The 19,167-nt window shown below is 45.9% G+C and carries 11 protein-coding genes and 1 pseudogene; 10 read left to right on the plus strand and 2 right to left on the minus strand.

Going from position 1 to position 19,167, the window contains the following annotated elements; genetic code table 11:
- Positions 1–515 precede the first annotated feature (515 nt).
- A complete protein-coding gene (gene recN, locus QT987_RS23520; protein ID WP_333245041.1) occupies positions 516–2,270 on the minus strand; it encodes a DNA repair protein RecN in 1,755 nt (584 codons plus the stop codon).
- Between the two features lie 192 nt (positions 2,271–2,462).
- Here recN and QT987_RS23525 point away from each other — a divergent pair, with 192 nt between their 5' ends.
- On the plus strand, positions 2,463–3,794 hold the full coding sequence (locus QT987_RS23525) for a TAXI family TRAP transporter solute-binding subunit (RefSeq protein WP_333245015.1): 1,332 nt from the start codon (positions 2,463–2,465) through the stop codon (positions 3,792–3,794).
- A 135-nt stretch (positions 3,795–3,929) separates the two neighbouring features.
- On the opposite strand, the gene ruvB is transcribed toward QT987_RS23525, so the two are convergent.
- A complete protein-coding gene (gene ruvB, locus QT987_RS23530; protein WP_333245018.1) occupies positions 3,930–5,027 on the minus strand; it encodes a Holliday junction branch migration DNA helicase RuvB in 1,098 nt (365 codons plus the stop codon).
- 71 nt (positions 5,028–5,098) lie between these two features.
- On the opposite strand from ruvB, the gene QT987_RS23535 reads away from it, so the two are divergent.
- The 9 genes and pseudogenes from QT987_RS23535 to iscB all read left to right on the plus strand — a co-directional run.
- Positions 5,099–5,638 (plus strand): hypothetical protein, encoded by a 540-nt coding sequence (locus QT987_RS23535; RefSeq protein ID WP_333245023.1) that lies wholly within the window; start codon positions 5,099–5,101, stop codon positions 5,636–5,638.
- A gap of 181 nt (positions 5,639–5,819) precedes the next feature.
- The gene (locus QT987_RS23540; RefSeq protein WP_445299627.1) at positions 5,820–6,668 is read left to right on the plus strand and encodes an ABC transporter permease; all 849 of its coding nucleotides are present in this window, start codon (positions 5,820–5,822) and stop codon (positions 6,666–6,668) included.
- 260 nt (positions 6,669–6,928) lie between these two features.
- Positions 6,929–8,341, plus strand: a complete 1,413-nt coding sequence (locus tag QT987_RS23545) for an ABC transporter ATP-binding protein (RefSeq protein ID WP_333245026.1) — start codon at positions 6,929–6,931, stop codon at positions 8,339–8,341.
- 15 nt (positions 8,342–8,356) lie between these two features.
- Positions 8,357–9,877: a methyltransferase gene (locus tag QT987_RS23550; protein WP_333245029.1), complete on the plus strand. Its 1,521-nt coding sequence runs from the start codon at positions 8,357–8,359 to the stop codon at positions 9,875–9,877.
- 42 nt (positions 9,878–9,919) lie between these two features.
- On the plus strand, positions 9,920–15,265 hold the full coding sequence (locus QT987_RS23555; RefSeq protein WP_333245032.1) for a glycosyltransferase: 5,346 nt from the start codon (positions 9,920–9,922) through the stop codon (positions 15,263–15,265).
- Positions 15,266–15,403: 138 nt separating this feature from the next.
- Complete coding sequence (locus QT987_RS23560) at positions 15,404–16,132, plus strand: class I SAM-dependent methyltransferase (RefSeq protein WP_333245035.1); 729 nt, start codon at positions 15,404–15,406, stop codon at positions 16,130–16,132.
- Between the two features lie 144 nt (positions 16,133–16,276).
- Positions 16,277–17,557, plus strand: a complete 1,281-nt coding sequence (locus tag QT987_RS23565; RefSeq protein ID WP_333101594.1) for a glycosyltransferase family 4 protein — start codon at positions 16,277–16,279, stop codon at positions 17,555–17,557.
- Positions 17,558–17,673: 116 nt separating this feature from the next.
- On the plus strand, positions 17,674–18,258 hold the full coding sequence (locus tag QT987_RS23570) for a DUF1802 family protein (protein ID WP_333245038.1): 585 nt from the start codon (positions 17,674–17,676) through the stop codon (positions 18,256–18,258).
- Between the two features lie 265 nt (positions 18,259–18,523).
- Positions 18,524–19,090: pseudogene (gene iscB / locus QT987_RS23575) on the plus strand (RNA-guided endonuclease IscB); the annotation flags it as partial.
- Positions 19,091–19,167: the final 77 nt, after the last annotated feature.

The following is a 19,167-nucleotide window of genomic DNA, read 5'->3' on the forward strand; positions in this document are numbered from 1 at the left end:
CGCTCGTTTCTTGGTGAAAGTATTTCCCAGTTTACAGAACTCCGGCCACAAGGCAAGGGAAATTCAGTTGGCCTTGCTGCCCAAGGGAGGGTGGGCGAGTAACGAGGCGGTGGGAGTGCTGCAATCTTTTTAGAGAGCGCGAATCTTGTTTAAATGGTTTATTAACTGATTTTGACATTGTGCGTGCCTGGTTTAAGTAAGTTCTGCCGATCTTTGAGCCGATCGCCCCCAGTAACATGAATGCGTACTGGCGGGAGGACTGCTGAAAGAGGGGTGGCCTTGTGGGACTAGCCGCAATTGTGACACTACCAGTTGCTAGTGATGTGTGCCCTTCTCTACACAATTGTGGTTTTTAACTAGAATTTCTCTCTATTTTGCTGCTCTTAGCTTTCATCCCACTAAATTCACAGGGTTTTCAGCTTTTTTTTGTAAAATTTGCAGTTGATATTTTTAGTGTAACCTCCGACTCTGAAAAAACTCCGCCTTTTAACCCCCCGATCGGCTCAAGTGTGTCATCAGGGTTTGGCAGACTGAGTTTGGCGCAATCCGGCGGCTTCGACAAGCAGGGATTCGGCGAAGGCGATGGCTTCTGTTGCTGAGCGGCCGCTGGCGAGTTGGGCGAGTTCTTCTCGTCGCTGCTCACTGTTGAGGGCGGCAACTCTCACTACTGTGCGTTCCATTGGTTCCGAGTCGGCTGCGGGTTCGCCGATACTTGGTTCTGCTTCGATCGTCTGCTTGTTGACGCGAAAATGACAATCAGCCATGGCGGCGATCAGCGGCTGGTGGGTGACGCAGAGAACTTGGTGTTTGTCGGAGAGTTGGTAGAGTTTTTTGGCGATCGCCCCGGCGACTCTCCCGGAGACTCCGGCGTCGATTTCGTCAAAAATCAGCGTACCGGCGCTTTCTATTTGGGAAAAACAGGCTTTGATAGCAAGTAGAAAGCGGCTCATTTCTCCCCCAGAGGCGATCGCGCCCAGAGGTTGCAAAGGTTCGCCCGGATTGGGGCTGAAACAAAAGGCGATTTGGTCGGCACCGGTAGCGGTTGGGGTACAAGGCGAGATTTCGACTTGAAATTGCACTTTTTCCATTGCTAACGGCTTAAGTTCTCCTACGAGGTGCGTTTCTAGTTTGAGGGCTGCTTCGCGTCGCAGGGTGGTGAGGTGGCTGCAAGCGTCTTTTAATTGCTCTAAAGCGGTCTGATATGCGAGTTCTAAGGCTTCCATTGACTCGCCTCCTTCTAAAAGTTCGTTCAGTTCGTTTTGGATGCTTTGGTAGTAGGCGATCGCTTCTTTGAGCGGCCCGTATTTGCGACAAATTTGTTTGAGTTCGCGAATCCGATCTTCTACTTCTTCGAGTCTTTCGGGATCTGCTTCTAATTGTTCGCCGTAGCTGCTAATTTGCCGACTGGCTTCTGTGGCTTGAGCTAAAGCATCGCTGACCATTTCTAGGATTGGTTGCAACTGCACATCGTAAACCGCCATGTCGCTTAAAATTCCTTCGGCTTTGCTCAACAAGTCGGCGGCTGATGCGCTGTCGCCCTCGTTTTGGTACAGGGCTTGGTGGACTTGGTAACTTTGCTGCTGCAATTCGACGACGTGGCTCAGCCGGATTGATTCGTGTTCTAGCTGTTCGAGTTCGTCGGCGTCTTCGATGTGGGCTTCGCCGAGTTCTCGGACTTGGTATTCTAACAAATCAAGTCTTTGCAGTCGCTGCTGTTCCGACTGACGCCTGCGTTTGAGGGCGGTTTTGGCGCTGTTGGCTGCCAGCCACGCGGAGGTGATGCTCGATCGCGCTTCAGTGAGCTTTTTGCCGCCGTATAAATCCAGCCATTCTCGCTGGAGGGTTTCTTGTCCGAGGTGGACGGTTTGGCCTTGGGCGGTAATTTCGACCAGCCGATCGCGCAGTTGATCCATTAACTGGCGGTTGACGAGAATTCCGTTCAAGCGCGATCGGCTACGCAGAGCACCGCTTGATGCGTTAATTTCCCGGCTGCAAACGGCTAAATTTCCGTCTATGGGTTCGATTTCTTGCTCGCCCAGCCATCTTGCGGAAGCTTTGTCCAATTCAAAGGTAGCTTCCAATATTGCCCGCGTTGCTCCGGTGCGAATCGATCGGCGATCGACTTTCCCGCCCAACACTGCATCGATCGCATCTAAGATAATCGATTTACCAGCGCCGGTTTCCCCTGTAAATACGTTCAAACTCGGGCCAAATTCTAGATCCAGGCAGTCAATTAAGGCAAAGTTTTCTATTCTGAGGGATATTAACATGGAAGATGGGGAATTGGGAATTGGGAATTGGGAATTGGGAATTGGGAATTGGGAATTGGGCATCGGGCATCGGGCATCGGGCATCGGGCATTGGCTCCTCCACTATCGGGTGCGTCGAATTTCCAGAGTCCAATTTTCATTTTGATCGAGAATACTTTTGATTTTGCCACGTTCTATGGAGTCTCAACATTAATGCAAAATAAATTTCTGGTTCCCATTGCTCTATTAAGTGTTGTCTTGATTGGAGCTTTTGGGTGGAATCTGCACCAAGACAAGCAGCGAGTCCATGAATTAACCCTGGCGACTGGAGCGAAAAGCGGGAATTATTATCCTTTCGGGCAGGCAATTGCTGAGGTAATTACGAAACAAAATCCGCGTCTGCGAATTCGAGTTATTGAGAGTCAAGGTGCTGAGGAAAATATGCGCTGGCTGGAGGCAAATGAGGTGCAGTTAGCGATCGTGCAGAACAATACAGAGGCGGTGCCTTCGGCGAGGGTAGTCGCTGCTTTGTTTAATGAGGTTTTTCACTTAATTGTTTCGGAAAAGTCTGGTATTCAAAATGTTGCTGATTTGCAGGGAAAAAATATTGCGCTGATGGCTGAAGGCAGCGGTTCTTATACTTCTTTTTGGTTAGTCAGCCGACATTACGGTTTGAAAGAAAGCGATTTTAAGTTTACTGCTGGCTCTTGGGATGACGCTACTAAGTTGTTTGCTAGCGGCGAGGTTGATGCTATTTTTAGGGTGCTACCTCCGGGGAGCAATGTTGTTAGCGATTTGTTGCAAAATACCCGTGGCAAGTTGGTGCCGATTGACCAAGGATCTGCGATGAGAATTAAAGTACCTTATCTGGAAGCTGATGTGATTCCCAAGGGTACTTACAAGGCAGAGCCTGCAGTTCCCGATGCGGATTTACCCAGCGTTGGAGTGCAGGCTAATCTGCTGGCTGGGGAGGATCTAGATCCGATAATTGTCAAGGAAATTACGCGAATTTTGTTCGAGCACCGCCGCAACTTGGTAGCTGCTAATTCCCTGGGAGCTATGATTAGTCAGCCGGGAGGCAGCGGGAGTTTGTCTTTGCCCGTTCATGAGGGAGCTCAGGCTTATTACGATCGCGAAAAGCCGGATTTTGTTGCTGCTAATTCTGATGCTATTGGCTTGTTTTTGTCCATCGGCACTCTTTTGGCTTCTTGGCTTTGGCAGTTGCGATCGCGCTTGTTGGAGAAACAAAAAAATCGAGCTGATAAATTTAATTTGGCTATTTTAAGTTTGATCCAACAAATTCGCCAAGCGAAAGCTTTGGAAGAAATCGATCGGTTGCAGGCAGAGTTATTTAATATTTTTAATCAAGTGATTGTGGACTTGGATGAAGATCGGATTGATTCTGAATCTTTTCAAGGTTTTACTTTTACTTGGGAAACTGCGATTAAGATTGCAAGCGAGCGAGAAAAAATGCTGCGGAATGTGCAGTTTGTTTCCAATGGTTTAGAATCTGATGCCACTCTTATCAAAGAGCGGGAGATTTAATTTCTATTCCTCGTTGGCACTTGGGCTTGAGTGCCGGGAGGTTAGTAGTTGCGCTCTTTGCGCCCCAAAGTTTGTAGTTGAGTTCAACTCCTAAAGCGCAACTACAAACTGAATGGCTGCGTAATTCAGCAATTTCTACTCCTTTGAGCCGACGAAGCCTAAGTGTTTCCAAGCAGCGGCTGTGGCAATTCTGCCCCGACTTGTGCGCTGCAAAAATCCGATTTGCATTAAGTACGGTTCGTACACATCCTCAATTGTTTGAGTGTCTTCTCCTGTGGATGCTGCGAGAGTTTCTAAACCAACCGGGCCGCCGTTAAAGTTTTCGATCATTGCTGTCAAAAGGCATCGATCAGTCCAATCCAAACCTAGCGGATCGACGTTGAACAATTCGAGGGCCACTGAGGCAACTTCGGCATCAATTGGCTTTAAATTTTTGACTTCGCTGTAGTCCCTAACTCGCCGCAGCAAGCGGTTAGCGATCCGGGGGGTTCCGCGAGCTCGGCGGGCAATTTCTGTGGCTCCTTCTGGGGTGATTTGAGTGTCGAGAACTTGGGCGCTTCTTTGGACAATTAGACTAAGTTCGTCTATTTCGTAGTAGCGCAATCTTTGAATCAAGCCGAAGCGATCGCGCAATGGAGATGTCAGCGATCCGACTTTTGTGGTTGCTCCTACTAAGGTAAAGGGTTTCAGGGGAATGCTGCGGATTTTGGCGCTTTTGCCTTGCCCGATCGTAATATCTAACCGACAGTCTTCCATCGCCGGATAGAGGATTTCTTCTGTAACTTTAGATAAGCGGTGAATTTCGTCGATAAACAGCACGTCGCCTGCTTTGAGGTTAATCAGCAATCCGACAATATCTCGCGGTTTTTCTAAGGCTGGGGCGGTGGTGATTTTGCATTCAACTTCCATTTCTGCTGCTAGAATTAGCGACATTGTGGTTTTTCCCAACCCTGGAGGCCCGTAGAGTAACAGGTGATCCATAGGTTCGCCGCGAGATTTGGCTGCTGCAATTGCGATCGCCAAAACTTCTCTTAAGTCTTTTTGCCCGATGTATTCAGCTAGCCGTTGGGGTCGAATTTTGTCGTCTTGTTTGCTGTTAATTTCGTCGGGTAGTTCTTGCGATTCTAGCAATGATTCCGCCTGGGGTTTGGCGGCTTTTTTGCGACGGGCCGGGGCTATGTCTTCGGGTAGATTTGGGTCGGGGGGCTGTTGTTTGGAGGAGATAATAGCCATATTTATTTGCGATCGGGCAGCGGGAAGTGTTTACAATTGTTAGCAGAATCTTTAAAATTATTGAGTTCGTTATGAGTATTCCATCTTCTTTATTAGCATCGGAAAGCATAACTTTTGAGGGGGCGATCGAGCTAACTCAATCTTTACTGTCGTTCATTGAGTCCGATAGACTTTTACAAGCCGACATCGAGCAAGCTGTGGCTTCTCTGGTGAAAACACAGAACGGTGCTAGGGGGTTTTTTGTCACCTATCTAACGGACGATCGACCGGAGGCAGATCACCCGTCACCCGGAGTAGTCGAGGCGCTGCGATCGGCTCCTGAGATCGTAGCAGAACTGCTGGTGAAAAATTTGGCGATGTCGGCGGCAATGGTTGTACATCATTCGCGCCAGCAAAAAGAGGAAATGGCGGCCGATTCTGCTAGAGTGCAGGAGCGATCGCGCAATTTAATTCAAATGCTGCAAATGGCAGCGTGTCAAACTATAGCGTCGCAAATGCTAGAAAGTTTGCACAGTGCCAACGGCGAGTATGAAAAATTTTTCCGGCGGTGGGGCTACGACGACGAGCAAAAACGGGCGATCGGTTCGGCAGTGCGATCGGCGATCGGCTAAGATAACCTCCGAAGGAAGGGGAAAGAAGAAAGAAGGAAGAAGCCCAAGCCAGGGTGGCAGATCCTTGATCAAAACGACGGGGCTGTGGAATAATTGCGGTTTAGCAAAAGCTGCACAGTTGTAGCTTGAGTTGATTTAGGTGTGAAGGTAGTGAACGAGGGCGAAAAAATTGCAGAGAACTGTGAAAGAAGTTGCCCAAAAAGCCCGAAGGGTGGGCGGCAGGCTGCCCGCAAGTAGGCAGCGGTGGGCGAAGCTGAATCTGCTGGCAACATTGGTGCGCCGGGACTTGGAAGCTCAATACAAAGGCTCGATTCTGGGCAATTTTTGGCCGCTGCTGAATCAGCTATCGCAATTGGTGATTTACACTTATGTATTCTCGATCGTCCTCAAGGTAAAGCTCAGCCTCGCAGGCTTCCCAGAAAACAGCGACATTACATTTGGAGTCTGGTTGTTTGCAGGTTTGCTGCCTTGGACTGCCTTCACCAGCGGTTTGATCAAGTCGGGAGTCTCCGTGGTGGGGCAGCCGAATTTAGTGAAAAAAGTGGTATTTCCTCTCGGTTTGCTGCCCCTAGTGCCGATTTTTACAGCTTTTATTGAAAGTTCTCTGGGTTTAGCAGCTTTGATTGTGATAGTTGCAGTGTCGTCGCAAAAGCTCAACGCTACTTTATGTTTACTGCCGTTGGTGTGGGTGCCTCAGTTGCTGATAACTGCTGGTTTGGGATATTTGACAGCCGGCTTGACTGTATTTTTGCGAGACATTCCTCAGACATTAGGTGTTATTCTAAATTTTTGGTTTTATTTGACGCCGATCGTCTACCCAGCATCAATCATCCCCCAAGAGTGGCGAGGGTGGGTATTTTGGCTAAATCCAATGGCCGCCATCTCGGAGGTTTATCGAGACCTCATACTGCTTGGAGAAGTTAAGCATTGGGGCGAATGGGGTGTCGCCACGCTAATTTCTGCTGCTATATTTTGTGGGGGTTGGGCGGTTTACCGGCGTTTGCGTCCCGCTTTTGCTGACGTGCTGTAAATTTGTTTGAGATATGCTGTAAATTTGTTTGAGATATACAGCATATTCTATGTATATGTAGTAAACACAATTTTCTAGCCCGTGTAAGGTGCGTCGCCAACCGTCAATCTGCAAGTTTTATCCAATATCTCGCAGATCCGCACCCGGAGGATTAACAGCACACAATATAGCTGCTAATGTACTTTATGAACCACCGAATATGCTGTAAAGTCAATCTAAAATCTAAAATCTAAAATCTAAAATCTAAAATCTAAAATCGGATGACAGAAAATGTAATTTCACTAAAAAATGTTTCCAAATGCTTTAAGCGGTACGATCGTCCAGGAGACCGCTTAAAGGAAATTATTTACCCCAGCAAAAAACTGGCTGACGAATTTTGGGCCCTACACGACATCAATCTGGAAATTCCTCAAGGACAAACTCTAGGAATTGTCGGTCGCAACGGTTCAGGAAAAAGCACTCTCCTGCAAATAATTGTGGGGACGCTCACACCTACCACAGGAAGCGTCGATGTTAAAGGCCGAGTCTCCGCTTTGTTGGAACTCGGAAGCGGGTTTAACCCGGAATTTACCGGGCGACAAAATGTGTTTTTTAACGCTCAGTTACTGGGATTCAATCAAAAAGAAACTGAAGAAAAGTTTGACGATATAGCTGCTTTTGCTGATATTGGCGATTTCATCGAACAGCCAGTCAAGACTTATTCTAGCGGTATGTTTGTCAGGCTAGCTTTTGCCGTTGCGACTAGCGTCGAGCCAGATATTTTGGTGGTTGACGAGGCGCTTTCGGTGGGCGACGAAGCTTTTCAACGCAAGTGTTTTGCCCGCTTGCAAAGCATTCAGGAAGGTGGCGGAACAATTTTATTTGTTTCTCACGCAGCTACTTCTGTGGTGCAACTTTGTACGTCGGCGATTTTAATGGATAGCGGTGAATTGCTGCTCGCTCACACGCCGAAGGTGGTAATTTCTAAGTATCAAAAGCTGATTTATGCCGATCCGGATCAGGTTCTGGGGTTGAAGTCAGATATTCGAGCTCTGAACCAACTGACAAAACAGGAAAGTCAAAACCAGCTTCAGGATGCTAATTTAGAAAGCACAAAGAGGGAAGTTAAACCGGAGCAACATCTCTCAAAACCGCAGGAATATTACGATGAATTTTACGATCCGGGGATGATACCGTCGAATACGGTAAGGTATCCGTCTCGTGGAGCGGAAATTATCAACCCCCACATCGAGACGCTGAAGGGAAATGTGGTAAATCACTTGCTCGGTCGTCAAGATTATATTTATACTTACTCTGTCACTTTTTCGCGGTCAACTTCCAAAGTTAGGTTTGGAATGTTGATTAAAACAATTAGTGGTTTTGAGTTGGCGGGTGCTTCTTTGAAGGCTTCTACTCAGTCAGTTAGGTATGTGGAAGCGGGAACGACAATTGTAGTGAAGTTTCAGTTTAAATGTTTGCTGAATCCGGGTGTTTATTTTCTGAATGCTGGGGTTGTGGGAACGGTAGATGGAGATTTAACTTATCTGGATCGCTGTGTGGATGTGGCGATGTTTAGAGTTCAGTCTTGTACTGAGTCCTGCGGTAACGGCATCGTTGACTTGCTGATCGAACCGTGTTTAACTGTTGTTAATGCTGATACTCTAGTGAAAGAGCAGTCAACAGAGGTTATCTAAAATTCTGTAAAAAAAATGAGCGATATCAATTTAGATTTAGTCGAAAATCCCGTAATCAAAGCATTTATTCAAGATCAAACTAAGTTTCCCGAAAATTTTAAACTGAATATCTGCGAAGACGATGAAATGTATTTGTTCAGCTTGAACAACGTCAAAGACGATCGCGATCGGGCTTTGGTGCGCTATTATTCGATCGGGCGTCGCATCTTGGATACGGTTAAACAAGTTGTGGAATGGCATTTTGGCAGTTTTGAAAATGTACCTTCTTTTCTAGATTTTGCCTGCGGTTACGGTCGATTTACCAGGTTTTTGATTCAGGAAATACCGCCGGAACGAATTTGGGTTTCTGATATTTATGCTAACGCGGTTAAGTTTCAAACTGAATACTTGGGCGTCAACGGTATTGTCTCAACTGGAAAACCCGAAAATTATTTAATTGACCGCAAGTTTGACTGCATTCTGGCTAATTCTTTTTTCAGCCATATGCCGGAAAGAACTTTTACAAGTTGGTTGCAAAATTTGTACGATTTGTTGACTCCTAACGGCATTTTGATGTTCAGCGTTCACGATGAGTGTTTGCGCCTAGCCAATATAGAAATGCCGGCTAATGGTATTTTGTTTAGTGCTCAAAGCGAAAGCCAGTCTTTAGATAAGGAGGAATACGGCACAACTTATGTAACTGAAAAGTTTGTGAGAGAATGTGTCGAGAGAGTTAGCGGTGGCAAAGCTTTTGTTCACCGCATCAAAAAAGGCATCTGCAGATTTCAGGATTTGTATGTTGTCACAAATGAGCTAGTTAGAGATTTTTCGGAGTTGAATTTCAATCACCACCCAGAAGGATATATTGATGTTGCTGCTTTTACGAATAAGGAGAATTTGTATCTGGAAGGATGGGTAGCTGATGTGAATCTCAACGGTCGAGTTGAGGATCTGCAAGTGCTGGTAAACGGGGAGGTTGTACAGAGGTGCGAGCCTTTTTACGATCGCCCAGATGTGGCTGGATATTTTGAAACTGATGGGGCTTTGCAGTCGGGTTGGAGCTGTTATTTACCCAAAAACACTGTGGCGCTGCAGGATGTGTTAATAGTCAAAGCAATCAATAACTATGGTTGGGAATGGATTCTGGAAACTTGCACTGTTAAATCGCTGATTAACCAAAGACAATCGCAGTCTTTATTGGGATCTACTCAGACCAAACTCAAATTACTTGAGACTAAGTTAGAGTCGGCTAGGATAGAATGGGAGCAAAATCAAAGTAAGTTAATGATTACTGAAACAAAGTTGGAAGAATCTCAAACAAATTTGCAAGAAACTCAAAGTCAATTAGTTGCAGCTCAAATGCAATTGGAGCAAACTCAACATCAGTTAGTATCTGTGCAAACGCAGTTGGAAAAAACCGAAAATCAGCTAATTAATCTGAAGCAAGAACTAGAGCAAGCGAAGTGTAGGGTTTTGGCAATGGAAAGCAGCAAGTTCTGGAAGCTGAGAAGCGCGTGGTTTCAAGTCAGGCGCTCCCTGGGCTTAGCGGGAGATTAGTGAGTAAATTGGGTGTGGGTATTAGGGCGAGGGAGATAAATTGTGAGTACAAATGACAGCAAACCGTCGGTTTTTATTGTTACCGGAATGCACCGTTCCGGTACGTCTTTAACAGCTTCTTTGTTTCAAAAAGTCGGGGTTGATATTGGCAAAAAGTTAGTGGGCCCGGCAGACGGAAATGTGAAAGGTCATTTCGAGAATGTTGATTTTGTGGAGTTTCACAAAAGTGTTTTACGATCGCACGGTATTGATGAACTCGGCTGTACGTTTGAAAAAACGATTCCGGTAGCACCAGAATACGTCGAAATCGCCAAAAGGGCGATCGACCAAAATCAACTTCCTCACAAACATTGGGGTTGGAAAGACCCGCGAACAGCCCTTTTTTGGGATTTTTGGCTGAATTTGCTCCCCGAAGCTAATTTTATCTGTGTTTATCGATCGCCCTGGGAAGTAGTCGATTCCCTTTACCGCCGGGGAACCGATGTCAGCTTGCTGCAAAATCCCGAAATGGCAGTAAAAATGTGGATTCACTACAATCAAAAAGTTTTAGAACTTTACGAACGTTTCCCCCATCGCTGTCTCCTAGCCAACGTTTACCCCATCGGCAACACTCCTGAACTTTTCCTCGATCGAGTCAACGAAAAATTTAATGTTAACTTAGGTGCAATACCGGGCGACAATTTTGAAGAATCTTTATTAGTCAACGATATTGTCAAAAGTCACAGACCGAATTTAATAGAAAAATATTTTCCCGAAGCATTAGAACTATATGAACTTTTGGAAACCCAAGCTGGCAATCTCAGCAGCGAATCGAAAGATGCGATCGATCGAGTTATTCATTTTCCAGCCTCTCCAGTCTGGCCATTTGAAGATTGGCTAAAAATCCGCTTGCTGGAAAAACAGCAAAAAACCAGCTATTCCGAACTCAAACAGTGGCAAGAACAATTTCACCAGGCCCAGGCGAAAGTGTTGGGCTTGGAAACAGAATTAGGCGCAACTCAAGTACAGCTTGCAGGCAAAGAATCAAATTTTCAAGAAGCTTTAGCAAAACTCCTCGGATTAGAAACAGAATTAGGACAAACTCAGGTACAGCTTGCCGGCAAAGAATCACAATTTCAAGAAGCTTTAACAAAAGTCTTAAAATTAGAAGCAGAATTAGGGCAAACTCAGGTACAGCTTGCTGGCAAAGAATCGCAATTTCAAGAAGCGTTAGCGAAACTCCTCGGATTAGAAACAGAATTAGGGCAAACTCAGGTACAGCTTGCTGGCAAAGAATCGCAATTTCAAACAGCTTTAGCGAAAGTATTAGAATTAGAAGCAGAATTAGGGCAAACTCAGGTACAATTTGAAGAGACTGAATTTGTATTGCAGCAAAAGTTAGCTGAGTTACTTCAGTTAGAAACAGCACAAAGTCAAAATCAGGAAAGATTAAAGGATACTCAGGAAAAATTAGAACACTCCCGCCTGGAAAATGAAAAGTTTCGGGCAGAACTTGCTATAATCAAGTCTTCAATAGGGTGGCAACTGAGAGAAAAGGTGTGGGAAGTTCAGCGCAAAATCCGCGACTTGTTCCCTAAATTTATTTTTTCGTTAGATCAACCCACTACTTGGCAAGTTTGTGATCCCAAACTGCTAATTGTCGGCTGGGTTTTTCACCAAAAAAGAGAGACTACAGCAGTCCGGGCAAGAATTAAAGACCAGAGTTGTGCAGGCGTTTACGGCCTAGATAGAAGTGATATAGCGCTAGCACACTCTAATATTCCGGCTGCGAAAAAATCCGGTTTTACAATTCAATTGGAAGCGCCTGCGGGACGACACGAAGTGTTACTGGAAGCGCAAGATGAGCGAGGTAAATGGCATTTGTTGGCAGCTTATCCGTTGTTAGTTTCCACGATTCAAGCATCGTTAGATGTACCAGTAGTGTGGGAACAGCGTCAGGGTCAAATTTTGTTTGCAGGTTGGTGCTGCCACCACGATCGCAAAATTGCTAAATTAAGCTTGTTGTGCGGCGATACTTCTGTAGAATGCGCCTACGGTTTACGGCGAAAAGATGTCGGCGAAGTGTTTCCCGACTGGGTTAACAGTTCGGAAAGCGGTTTTGAGGCCCTTGTCGATTTGCCGCCAGGGGAATGGCACGTTTCTCTGCAAGCTGAGTTAGAAAGCGGGGAAATTTTGTCTTTTCAAGCGCCGAAAAAATTGACTGTGCGGCGCTACCATATCTGGCAGCGAAGTGCAGATAAGTTTGAGGAGTTATCAAGGTTGACAGCCGCCATTCAGCAGCGGGCGAGGGAGAGAAAACAGCGTCTTGGGAGAATTGTGCCCTTGCCCTGGGAAATTGTGAAAGTGCTCCGCCAGTTGGGGAAGATTTATCGGCAGCAAAAACAGTTTACTGCGCCGGGAGATTTACTACCACCTGCGGGTTTTGTGGTGCCTCAACCTATTGATAGATATGACGCTTGGCTGGAGGTGAATCAGTGGAACGATCGCGCCCGCGATTATTTGATTTCTCGGTTAAAATCCTGCCGGCAACCCCTGCCAAAAATTTCGGTAGTAATGCCAGTTTACAACCCGCAGATAGATTTTCTCGAAAGTGCGATCGACAGCGTAATCAATCAAGTTTATCCAAACTGGGAACTCTGCATTGCCGACGATTGCAGCACCGATTTCACTGTTGCTGACACTTTGAAAAACTGGGTTCAAAAGAACGATCGTATCCGCATCACATTTCGCACAGAAAACGGCAACATCAGCGCAGCAACCAACAGCGCCGCCGCCCTCGCAACAGGCGACATCATCCTGTTTTTAGACAACGACGACGAACTAACTCCCGACGCATTAGCCGAAGTAGCCCTATATTTTGCCACCCATCCAGCCACAGATTTTCTCTATTCCGACGACGACAAAATCGACACCAAAGGTCGCCGATTCGCCCCGCAATTCAAACCAGAATGGTCGCCGGAACTGCTGCTTTCCTATATGTATCTCGGTCATTTGTGCGCCGTGAGAAGACAGATTTTTGAACAAATAGGCGGCTTACGGATAGGTCTTGAAGGCTCGCAAGATTACGATTTTGCCTTGAGAGCCACCGAAATTTCTCGCCACGTCGCGCACCTGCCGTTAGTGCTGTATCACTGGCGAACTGCACCCGGTTCTACAGCCATATCTGGGGCAGCGAAACCCGCCAGTTTTTCCGCAGGTCAAAAAGCCATTCAAGACGCACTAAACCGCCGCCAAATTAACGGCAATGTCGCTCAGCACGCATGGGCGATTAAAGAAAATTTGGGCATATTTGCCCAGGATTTCCCGGATAACGGCCCATCAGTAACGGTAATTATTCCTACTAAAAATCAGCTCAACTTGCTGAAATCATGTCTGGATTCTCTAGAAAATACAACATACAAAAATTATCAAATTGCCGTTATCGACAACGAAAGCGACGACCCGAAAACTCTGGAATATTTAAAGCAATTAAATTGCCAAGTTTTGCATATAAAAAATCCTGGGGGCAAGTTTAGTTTTGCAGCAATTAACAACCGCGCTGTCGAACAAGTTGACAGCGAATATGTATTGTTTTTGAACAACGATACTGAAGTAATTAACCCCCGCTGGCTGAGTCAAATGGTGGGATACGCTCAAATTCCCGCTGTGGGTGCAGTCGGCGCGCGGCTGTTATATCCCGACGGCAGAATTCAGCACGCGGGCGTAATTCACGGGCTGCATCACGGTTTGGCGGGTCATGCTTTTAAGCTGATGGACAAGAATAATCGAGGCTATCTTTCTCAAGCGATGGTAACGCGAAATTACTCTGCGGTAACAGCCGCTTGCACGATTACTCCACGTCAATTGTTCTTAGAATTGGGCGGTTTTGATGAGGAGAATTTTGCTGTTGCTTACAATGATGTAGATTACGGATACCGATTGTTAGAACGGGGTTATCGGTGCGTATATTGTCCCGATGCGGAGTTGTTGCACAAAGAGGGAACTTCTAGGGGTTTTACCGACAATCCTCAAGAAGTGGCGGCTTTTAGACGCAAGTATGCGGGCAAAAATGACAGTTTTTACAGTCCTCACTTGTCTTTAGAAGATGAGTATTTTCATATTCAACCCCGACGGGTTTTTATGAAGGAAGAAGGTTCGGCAACGGATTTTGTAACGGATGTAACGGATGTCAGAAATAAGGAAGAATTAGAAGGTGCTGAGTGTGGTTTGTTATCAGTAGCAAACAGTTCTATCCATCCTATCAAAGTTTTGATGTGCAGCAATTCGCTGGATTTCACTGGTGCGCCGCTGCATCAGTACGAAATCGCGGTGAAATTGGCGGCTGAGGGTGTGATTAAGCCGATCGTACTTTGCGTAACAGACGGGCCCCTGCGTCAAGCTTACGAACAGCAGGGAATTGAAGTAATTGTGCGCGACAATCCTCTCGAACACATCTACCAGCGCGATGCTTATGATGAAGCCATCCGCAGTTTTAGCACAGAAATTGCCAGTTTAAAAGTAGATGCAATTTATGCCAATACTTTAGAAAACTTTTTCGTAGTTGATGCCGCGCGGCAAATCGGAATTCCTACAGTGTGGAACGTGCACGAAAGCGAACCTTGGCAAACTTATTTTAACAGGTTTGGTTCGGAGATTGCGGCGAGAGCTTTAGAGTGTTTTCGGTTTCCTTACAAAGTTATTTTTGTAGCGGATGCCACGCGGGAAAGGTATTTACCTCTCAACAGCCACCACAATTTTACAGTGATTCACAACGGCTTAGATTTAAGCAAATTGGAAAATTCGGAGAATTCTGAATTGGCTAGAAAAACTTTAGGTGTTGCAGCGGAAGATGTGGTAATTTTGCTGCTGGGAACCGTATGCGAACGCAAAGGACAGCAGGATTTAGTTAAAGCACTTTCACTTTTGCCGGACAAATGGCACAATAAAATTAGGTGTTTTATTGTGGGCGATCGCCCGAGTATTTACAGCAATAAATTAGCCGAGTTGGTGGGGGAATTGCCAGCAGAGTTGCGGGGAAGGGTGACAGTAGTCCCGGAAACTGGTGAGACGGCAAAATATTACAAATCGGCTGATATTTTTGTTTGCACTTCTCGCGTCGAAAGTTTTCCGAGAGTGATTTTGGAGGCGATGGCCTGCGATTTGCCAATTATTACAACGCCTGTTTTTGGAATTAGAGAACAAGTGCGGCCGGGAATTAATGGTTTGTTTTATACGCCCGATCGCCCGGACGAATTAGTGGCAGCTTTGATTAGTTTACTGGAGGATAAATCTTTGCGGCAGCAGTTAGCTGAAAACGCTAAATATGTCTTGGATTCACTTAATACTTTTGAGGAAATGACTCAAGCTTATGCAGAGATTTTCTGCGAAGCATATTTCAGCCGTCATTAGTCATCTTACAGTGCCAGCCTCCGCCCCAGTGAAGGGCAGTAACTCACCTCGTAGAGTTTTGGCAGGATTTAATATAATTTGCCAAGAATTGCGGAACATATTGAAAATTGAGCCATCAATACTATAAAATAATCAAAAATGAACGATGATAAAATGACCGATCGCCCAAGAGTAGATTATGAAAGGGCCTGGGACAGTTACGCCCAACAGTGGCAAAAAACTAATGCCGAACTTGCCCATATTGGCGACGAATGGATAGGTAAAGCTGCCGGTGCCGCCAACTCCTTAGCCGAATACGAAGCGCTAATAGAACAGCAATTTATTGCACCGTACATCAAAAAAGAACATACGGTTTTAGAAATTGGTATCGGAGGCGGAAAAACAGGTTCGCTGCTGCTGAAATATTGCGATCGACTAATTTGTGCCGACATTTCCAGTCAAATGCTGCAAGCGGCGCGATCGCGCTTGGGAGACGATCGCGTTTCTTACGTCAAACTCGACGGTTTAACATTAGACGGCATCGCTCCAGGTTCAGCCGATGTCTGCTTTTGTTACGATACAATGGTACACGTAGAGCCGGTAGATATATTTAACTACCTGACTCGAATTCCCAAACTGCTGCGGGGCGATCGAATTTGCGTGTTTCACCACACAAATATTTTTAGCGAATTAGGGTGGCAAAAATTCGCCAGCGAGTGGGACAAAAACTTGCTAGGGCACCGAGACGGCACAGCATTTTCAGTTATGACTGATACAATTATGGAAAAATTTCTCCATCATTTAAACTATGAAATCATCCTGAAAAATACATCTTCAGTACCGCGAGATTGTGTCTGGATCTGCAAAGCACCAACCCCCAATGAATAAAATCAAAGCTTTTTAGCCGCCTCAAAATATTTTCTTCCAACTAACAACAGTCAACAGACAACAGTCAACAGACAACAGACAACAGTCAACAGTCAACAGAAAACAGTCAACAGTCAACAGTCAACAGTCAACAGACAACTGACAATGAAAGCATTATTTCTCCATCCCAACTTCCCCGCCCAATACCGCCACATTATCACGGCTTTAGGCGCAGATCCCAAAAATCAAATTGTTTTCGGCACTAAAAACGAGCGCCCAGAGTGGAACATTCCCGGCGTTCGCAAAGCAGCATTTACCCCCAGCCGAGAACCCCACGCGCAGACTCACCAATACGTCCGCCCTTTAGAAAGTGCCGTCATCTACGGACAAGCCGTATTTAGAATGGCAGAACAACTCAAAGCAGACGGTTTCGTACCCGATATTATCTGCGGACATTCCGGTTGGGGGCCGACATTGTTTGTCAAAGAAGCTTTTCCAAATACGCCGCTTTTGTGCTATTTCGAGTGGTTTTATCATGCTATTGGTTCCGACGCAGATTTCGACCCAGCGGAACCTTTAACAGTTGACGATATGGCCAGAATTAGAATCAAAAATGCGCCGATTTTGATCGATTTATATTCTTGCGATTGGGGTTTATCACCCACTTATTGGCAGCGATCGCAATTTCCGCCAGAACTACAACAAAAATTATCCACACTTCACGACGGCGTAGATACCGATTACTTCAAACCCGACCCCGGTGCTAAACTAATTTTGCCTAACTTAGACTTGTCGGGCGTTGATGAAATTGTCACCTACGTCTCACGGGGAATGGAACCTTACCGGGGCTTTCCCGAATTCATTGAGTCGATCGCCTATGTGCAAGAACGCCGCCCCAACTGTCACGTCGTCATCGTTGGTTCAGAAAGAGTTTGTTATGGTCGTTCTTTACCCAACGGCGAGTCTTACAAAGACTATATGCTCAAAAAAGTACCCCTAGATTTGTCGCGAGTTCACTTTGTCGGGCCCCTACCTTACGGACTGTATTTAAAAGTAATTCAAGCATCCGACGTACACGTTTATTTGACCAGACCTTTTGTGCTATCGTGGTCGATGATTGAATCTCTATCCACCGGATGTTTAGTAATCGGTTCCGACACAGGGCCAGTCAGAGAAGTTATCCGCGACGGAGAGAACGGTTTGCTAGTCGATTACTTCTCACCGAAACAAGTAGCCGATCGTATTGATGAAGTTTTAGACCATCCTACCCGCATGGCAGACATTCGCATCAAAGCCCGTCAAACCGCCCTAGAACGCTACAGTTTAGCTAAAATGCTGCCGCAACATTTACAACTGATCGAGCAAGTAGCAAATCGTTCCATGCCGCCTACAGTTGGTATGGAACCCGAACGGGAATTAGCAGCATCTTTTGCAGTGAGAATTTAGCAATAAAGGGTAGTCCTGCATAGTCAGGACTACGCCAATTTTAACAGGAAGAAATGGCTGTACTTGCTTGAAAGTAACCATTTTTGTTACTATTGTTAAAACCCAAATAAATTCCCATGAAATCAACTACTAGGGCGCTGAAAGAATGGAATGTAGCAGTTAATGCTTTGGAACAAGGTCAAACCATTGTGCTGTTGCGGAAGGGGGGAATTCGCGAGCAAGCAGGACAGTTCAATGTCACTGACAAACAGGTTTTGCTGTATCCAACTTTTGAACACCAACAGCCGGGTTTATTAAAGCCGGAGTTTGCACATCAAGTCAAGACTGTCGAATCTGGCTGGCATCCTGAAGTTATTAGAATTGGTAGTTGGGCGGAGATTACTGATGTTTTTTTGGTAGCTTGGGAACCGGCAATTACTGCGCTATTTCCGTACCATATTTGGAATGAAAGTTTTGTCAGCGATCGCCTGAAATGGAAACAAAATCAGCCAATTTATATTTTATTGCTGCGGGCTTATCGCCTTGCAGAAAGCCGCGAAATTCCCTACATTCCTGAATACGGCGGTTGCCGTTCTTGGCTCGATTTGGCAGATGCTATTTCGCTGGAGGGAAGCCAAGCTGTTTTGAGCGATCGCGAGTACATTGAACGCTCAAATCAAATCCGCAATCTGATAGCGAATCCTGCGAATGCTTCGGGTTAGCAGAGAGTAAGGAACCCCCACGCTTAAAAGCGGGGGCTTTTGGGAAGTCCGGCTCGTTCCGAGCGGTGCAAGAAGAAAGCCCGAACCTTACCAGAGACAGGATTAGACCTACGTTTCTAGAGTCATGATACCGGAGAATGCGACGCTAGTTTTCCGCTCTATCGCCAAAAGTTAAACAGGATTAACGGGGTTAAACCAGTGCTTTTGACATAACAAGCTCCTGAAACATTCTCGAAGCGAACATTACCCAGCAATGGAGGACTTTATGTCTAATTTCGTTTTTGTACTTGATACCCAAAAACGACCGCTCAATCCAATCCGCCCAGGATTGGGTCGTAAATTGCTAACAATTGGCAAAGCTGCTGTTTTTAAAAGATATCCATTCACGATAATCCTCAAAGTACAGGTAGAAACACCCCAAGAACTAATCACTCTTAAATTAGACCCTGGCTCCCAAACTACGGGAATTGCATTACTGCAAGGAGAAAGCGTAATTTTTGGTGCAGAACTGACTCACCGAGGTCAATCAATTAAAGCCAGCTTGGAGTCTCGCCGTTCACTGCGTAGGAGCAGGAGAAACCGCCATACTCGTTATCGAAAAGCGAGATTTCTAAATAGAACTCGCCCTAAAGGGTGGTTGGCTCCAAGTTTGCAACATCGTCTCGAAACAACCCTAACCTGGGCAACTAGATTGATGAAAGTCGCTCCCATTGGTTCTATTGCTCAAGAACTTGTGCGATTTGACTTACAACAACTAGAAAATCCAGAGATTAGTGGACTGGAGTATCAGCAAGGCGTTTTATGTGGTTACGAGATCCGCGAATATTTGTTAAATGTGCGACCCGTTTCCGCGAAAACGGAAAGCCTAATGGCTTAAAGTGTAGGCGGAGTAAGGAGTCAGCCTTTCGT

Source organism: Microcoleus sp. SVA1B4 (genome assembly GCF_036700545.1).
GTDB lineage: Bacteria > Cyanobacteriota > Cyanobacteriia > Cyanobacteriales > Microcoleaceae > Microcoleus.

What these genes read in the sequence shown, in the direction of transcription:
- QT987_RS23560 (WP_333245035.1), top strand. Translation starts at nt 15,404, where the DNA reads ATGAACGATGATAAAATGACCGATCGCCCAAGAGTAGATTATGAAAGG.
- QT987_RS23525 (WP_333245015.1), top strand. Translation starts at nt 2,463, where the DNA reads ATGCAAAATAAATTTCTGGTTCCCATTGCTCTATTAAGTGTTGTCTTG.
- QT987_RS23550 (WP_333245029.1), top strand. Translation starts at nt 8,357, where the DNA reads ATGAGCGATATCAATTTAGATTTAGTCGAAAATCCCGTAATCAAAGCA.
- QT987_RS23535 (WP_333245023.1), top strand. Translation starts at nt 5,099, where the DNA reads ATGAGTATTCCATCTTCTTTATTAGCATCGGAAAGCATAACTTTTGAG.
- QT987_RS23570 (WP_333245038.1), top strand. Translation starts at nt 17,674, where the DNA reads ATGAAATCAACTACTAGGGCGCTGAAAGAATGGAATGTAGCAGTTAAT.
- QT987_RS23545 (WP_333245026.1), top strand. Translation starts at nt 6,929, where the DNA reads ATGACAGAAAATGTAATTTCACTAAAAAATGTTTCCAAATGCTTTAAG.
- recN (WP_333245041.1), bottom strand. Translation starts at nt 2,270, where the DNA reads ATGTTAATATCCCTCAGAATAGAAAACTTTGCCTTAATTGACTGCCTG.
- ruvB (WP_333245018.1), bottom strand. Translation starts at nt 5,027, where the DNA reads ATGGCTATTATCTCCTCCAAACAACAGCCCCCCGACCCAAATCTACCC.
- QT987_RS23565 (WP_333101594.1), top strand. Translation starts at nt 16,277, where the DNA reads ATGAAAGCATTATTTCTCCATCCCAACTTCCCCGCCCAATACCGCCAC.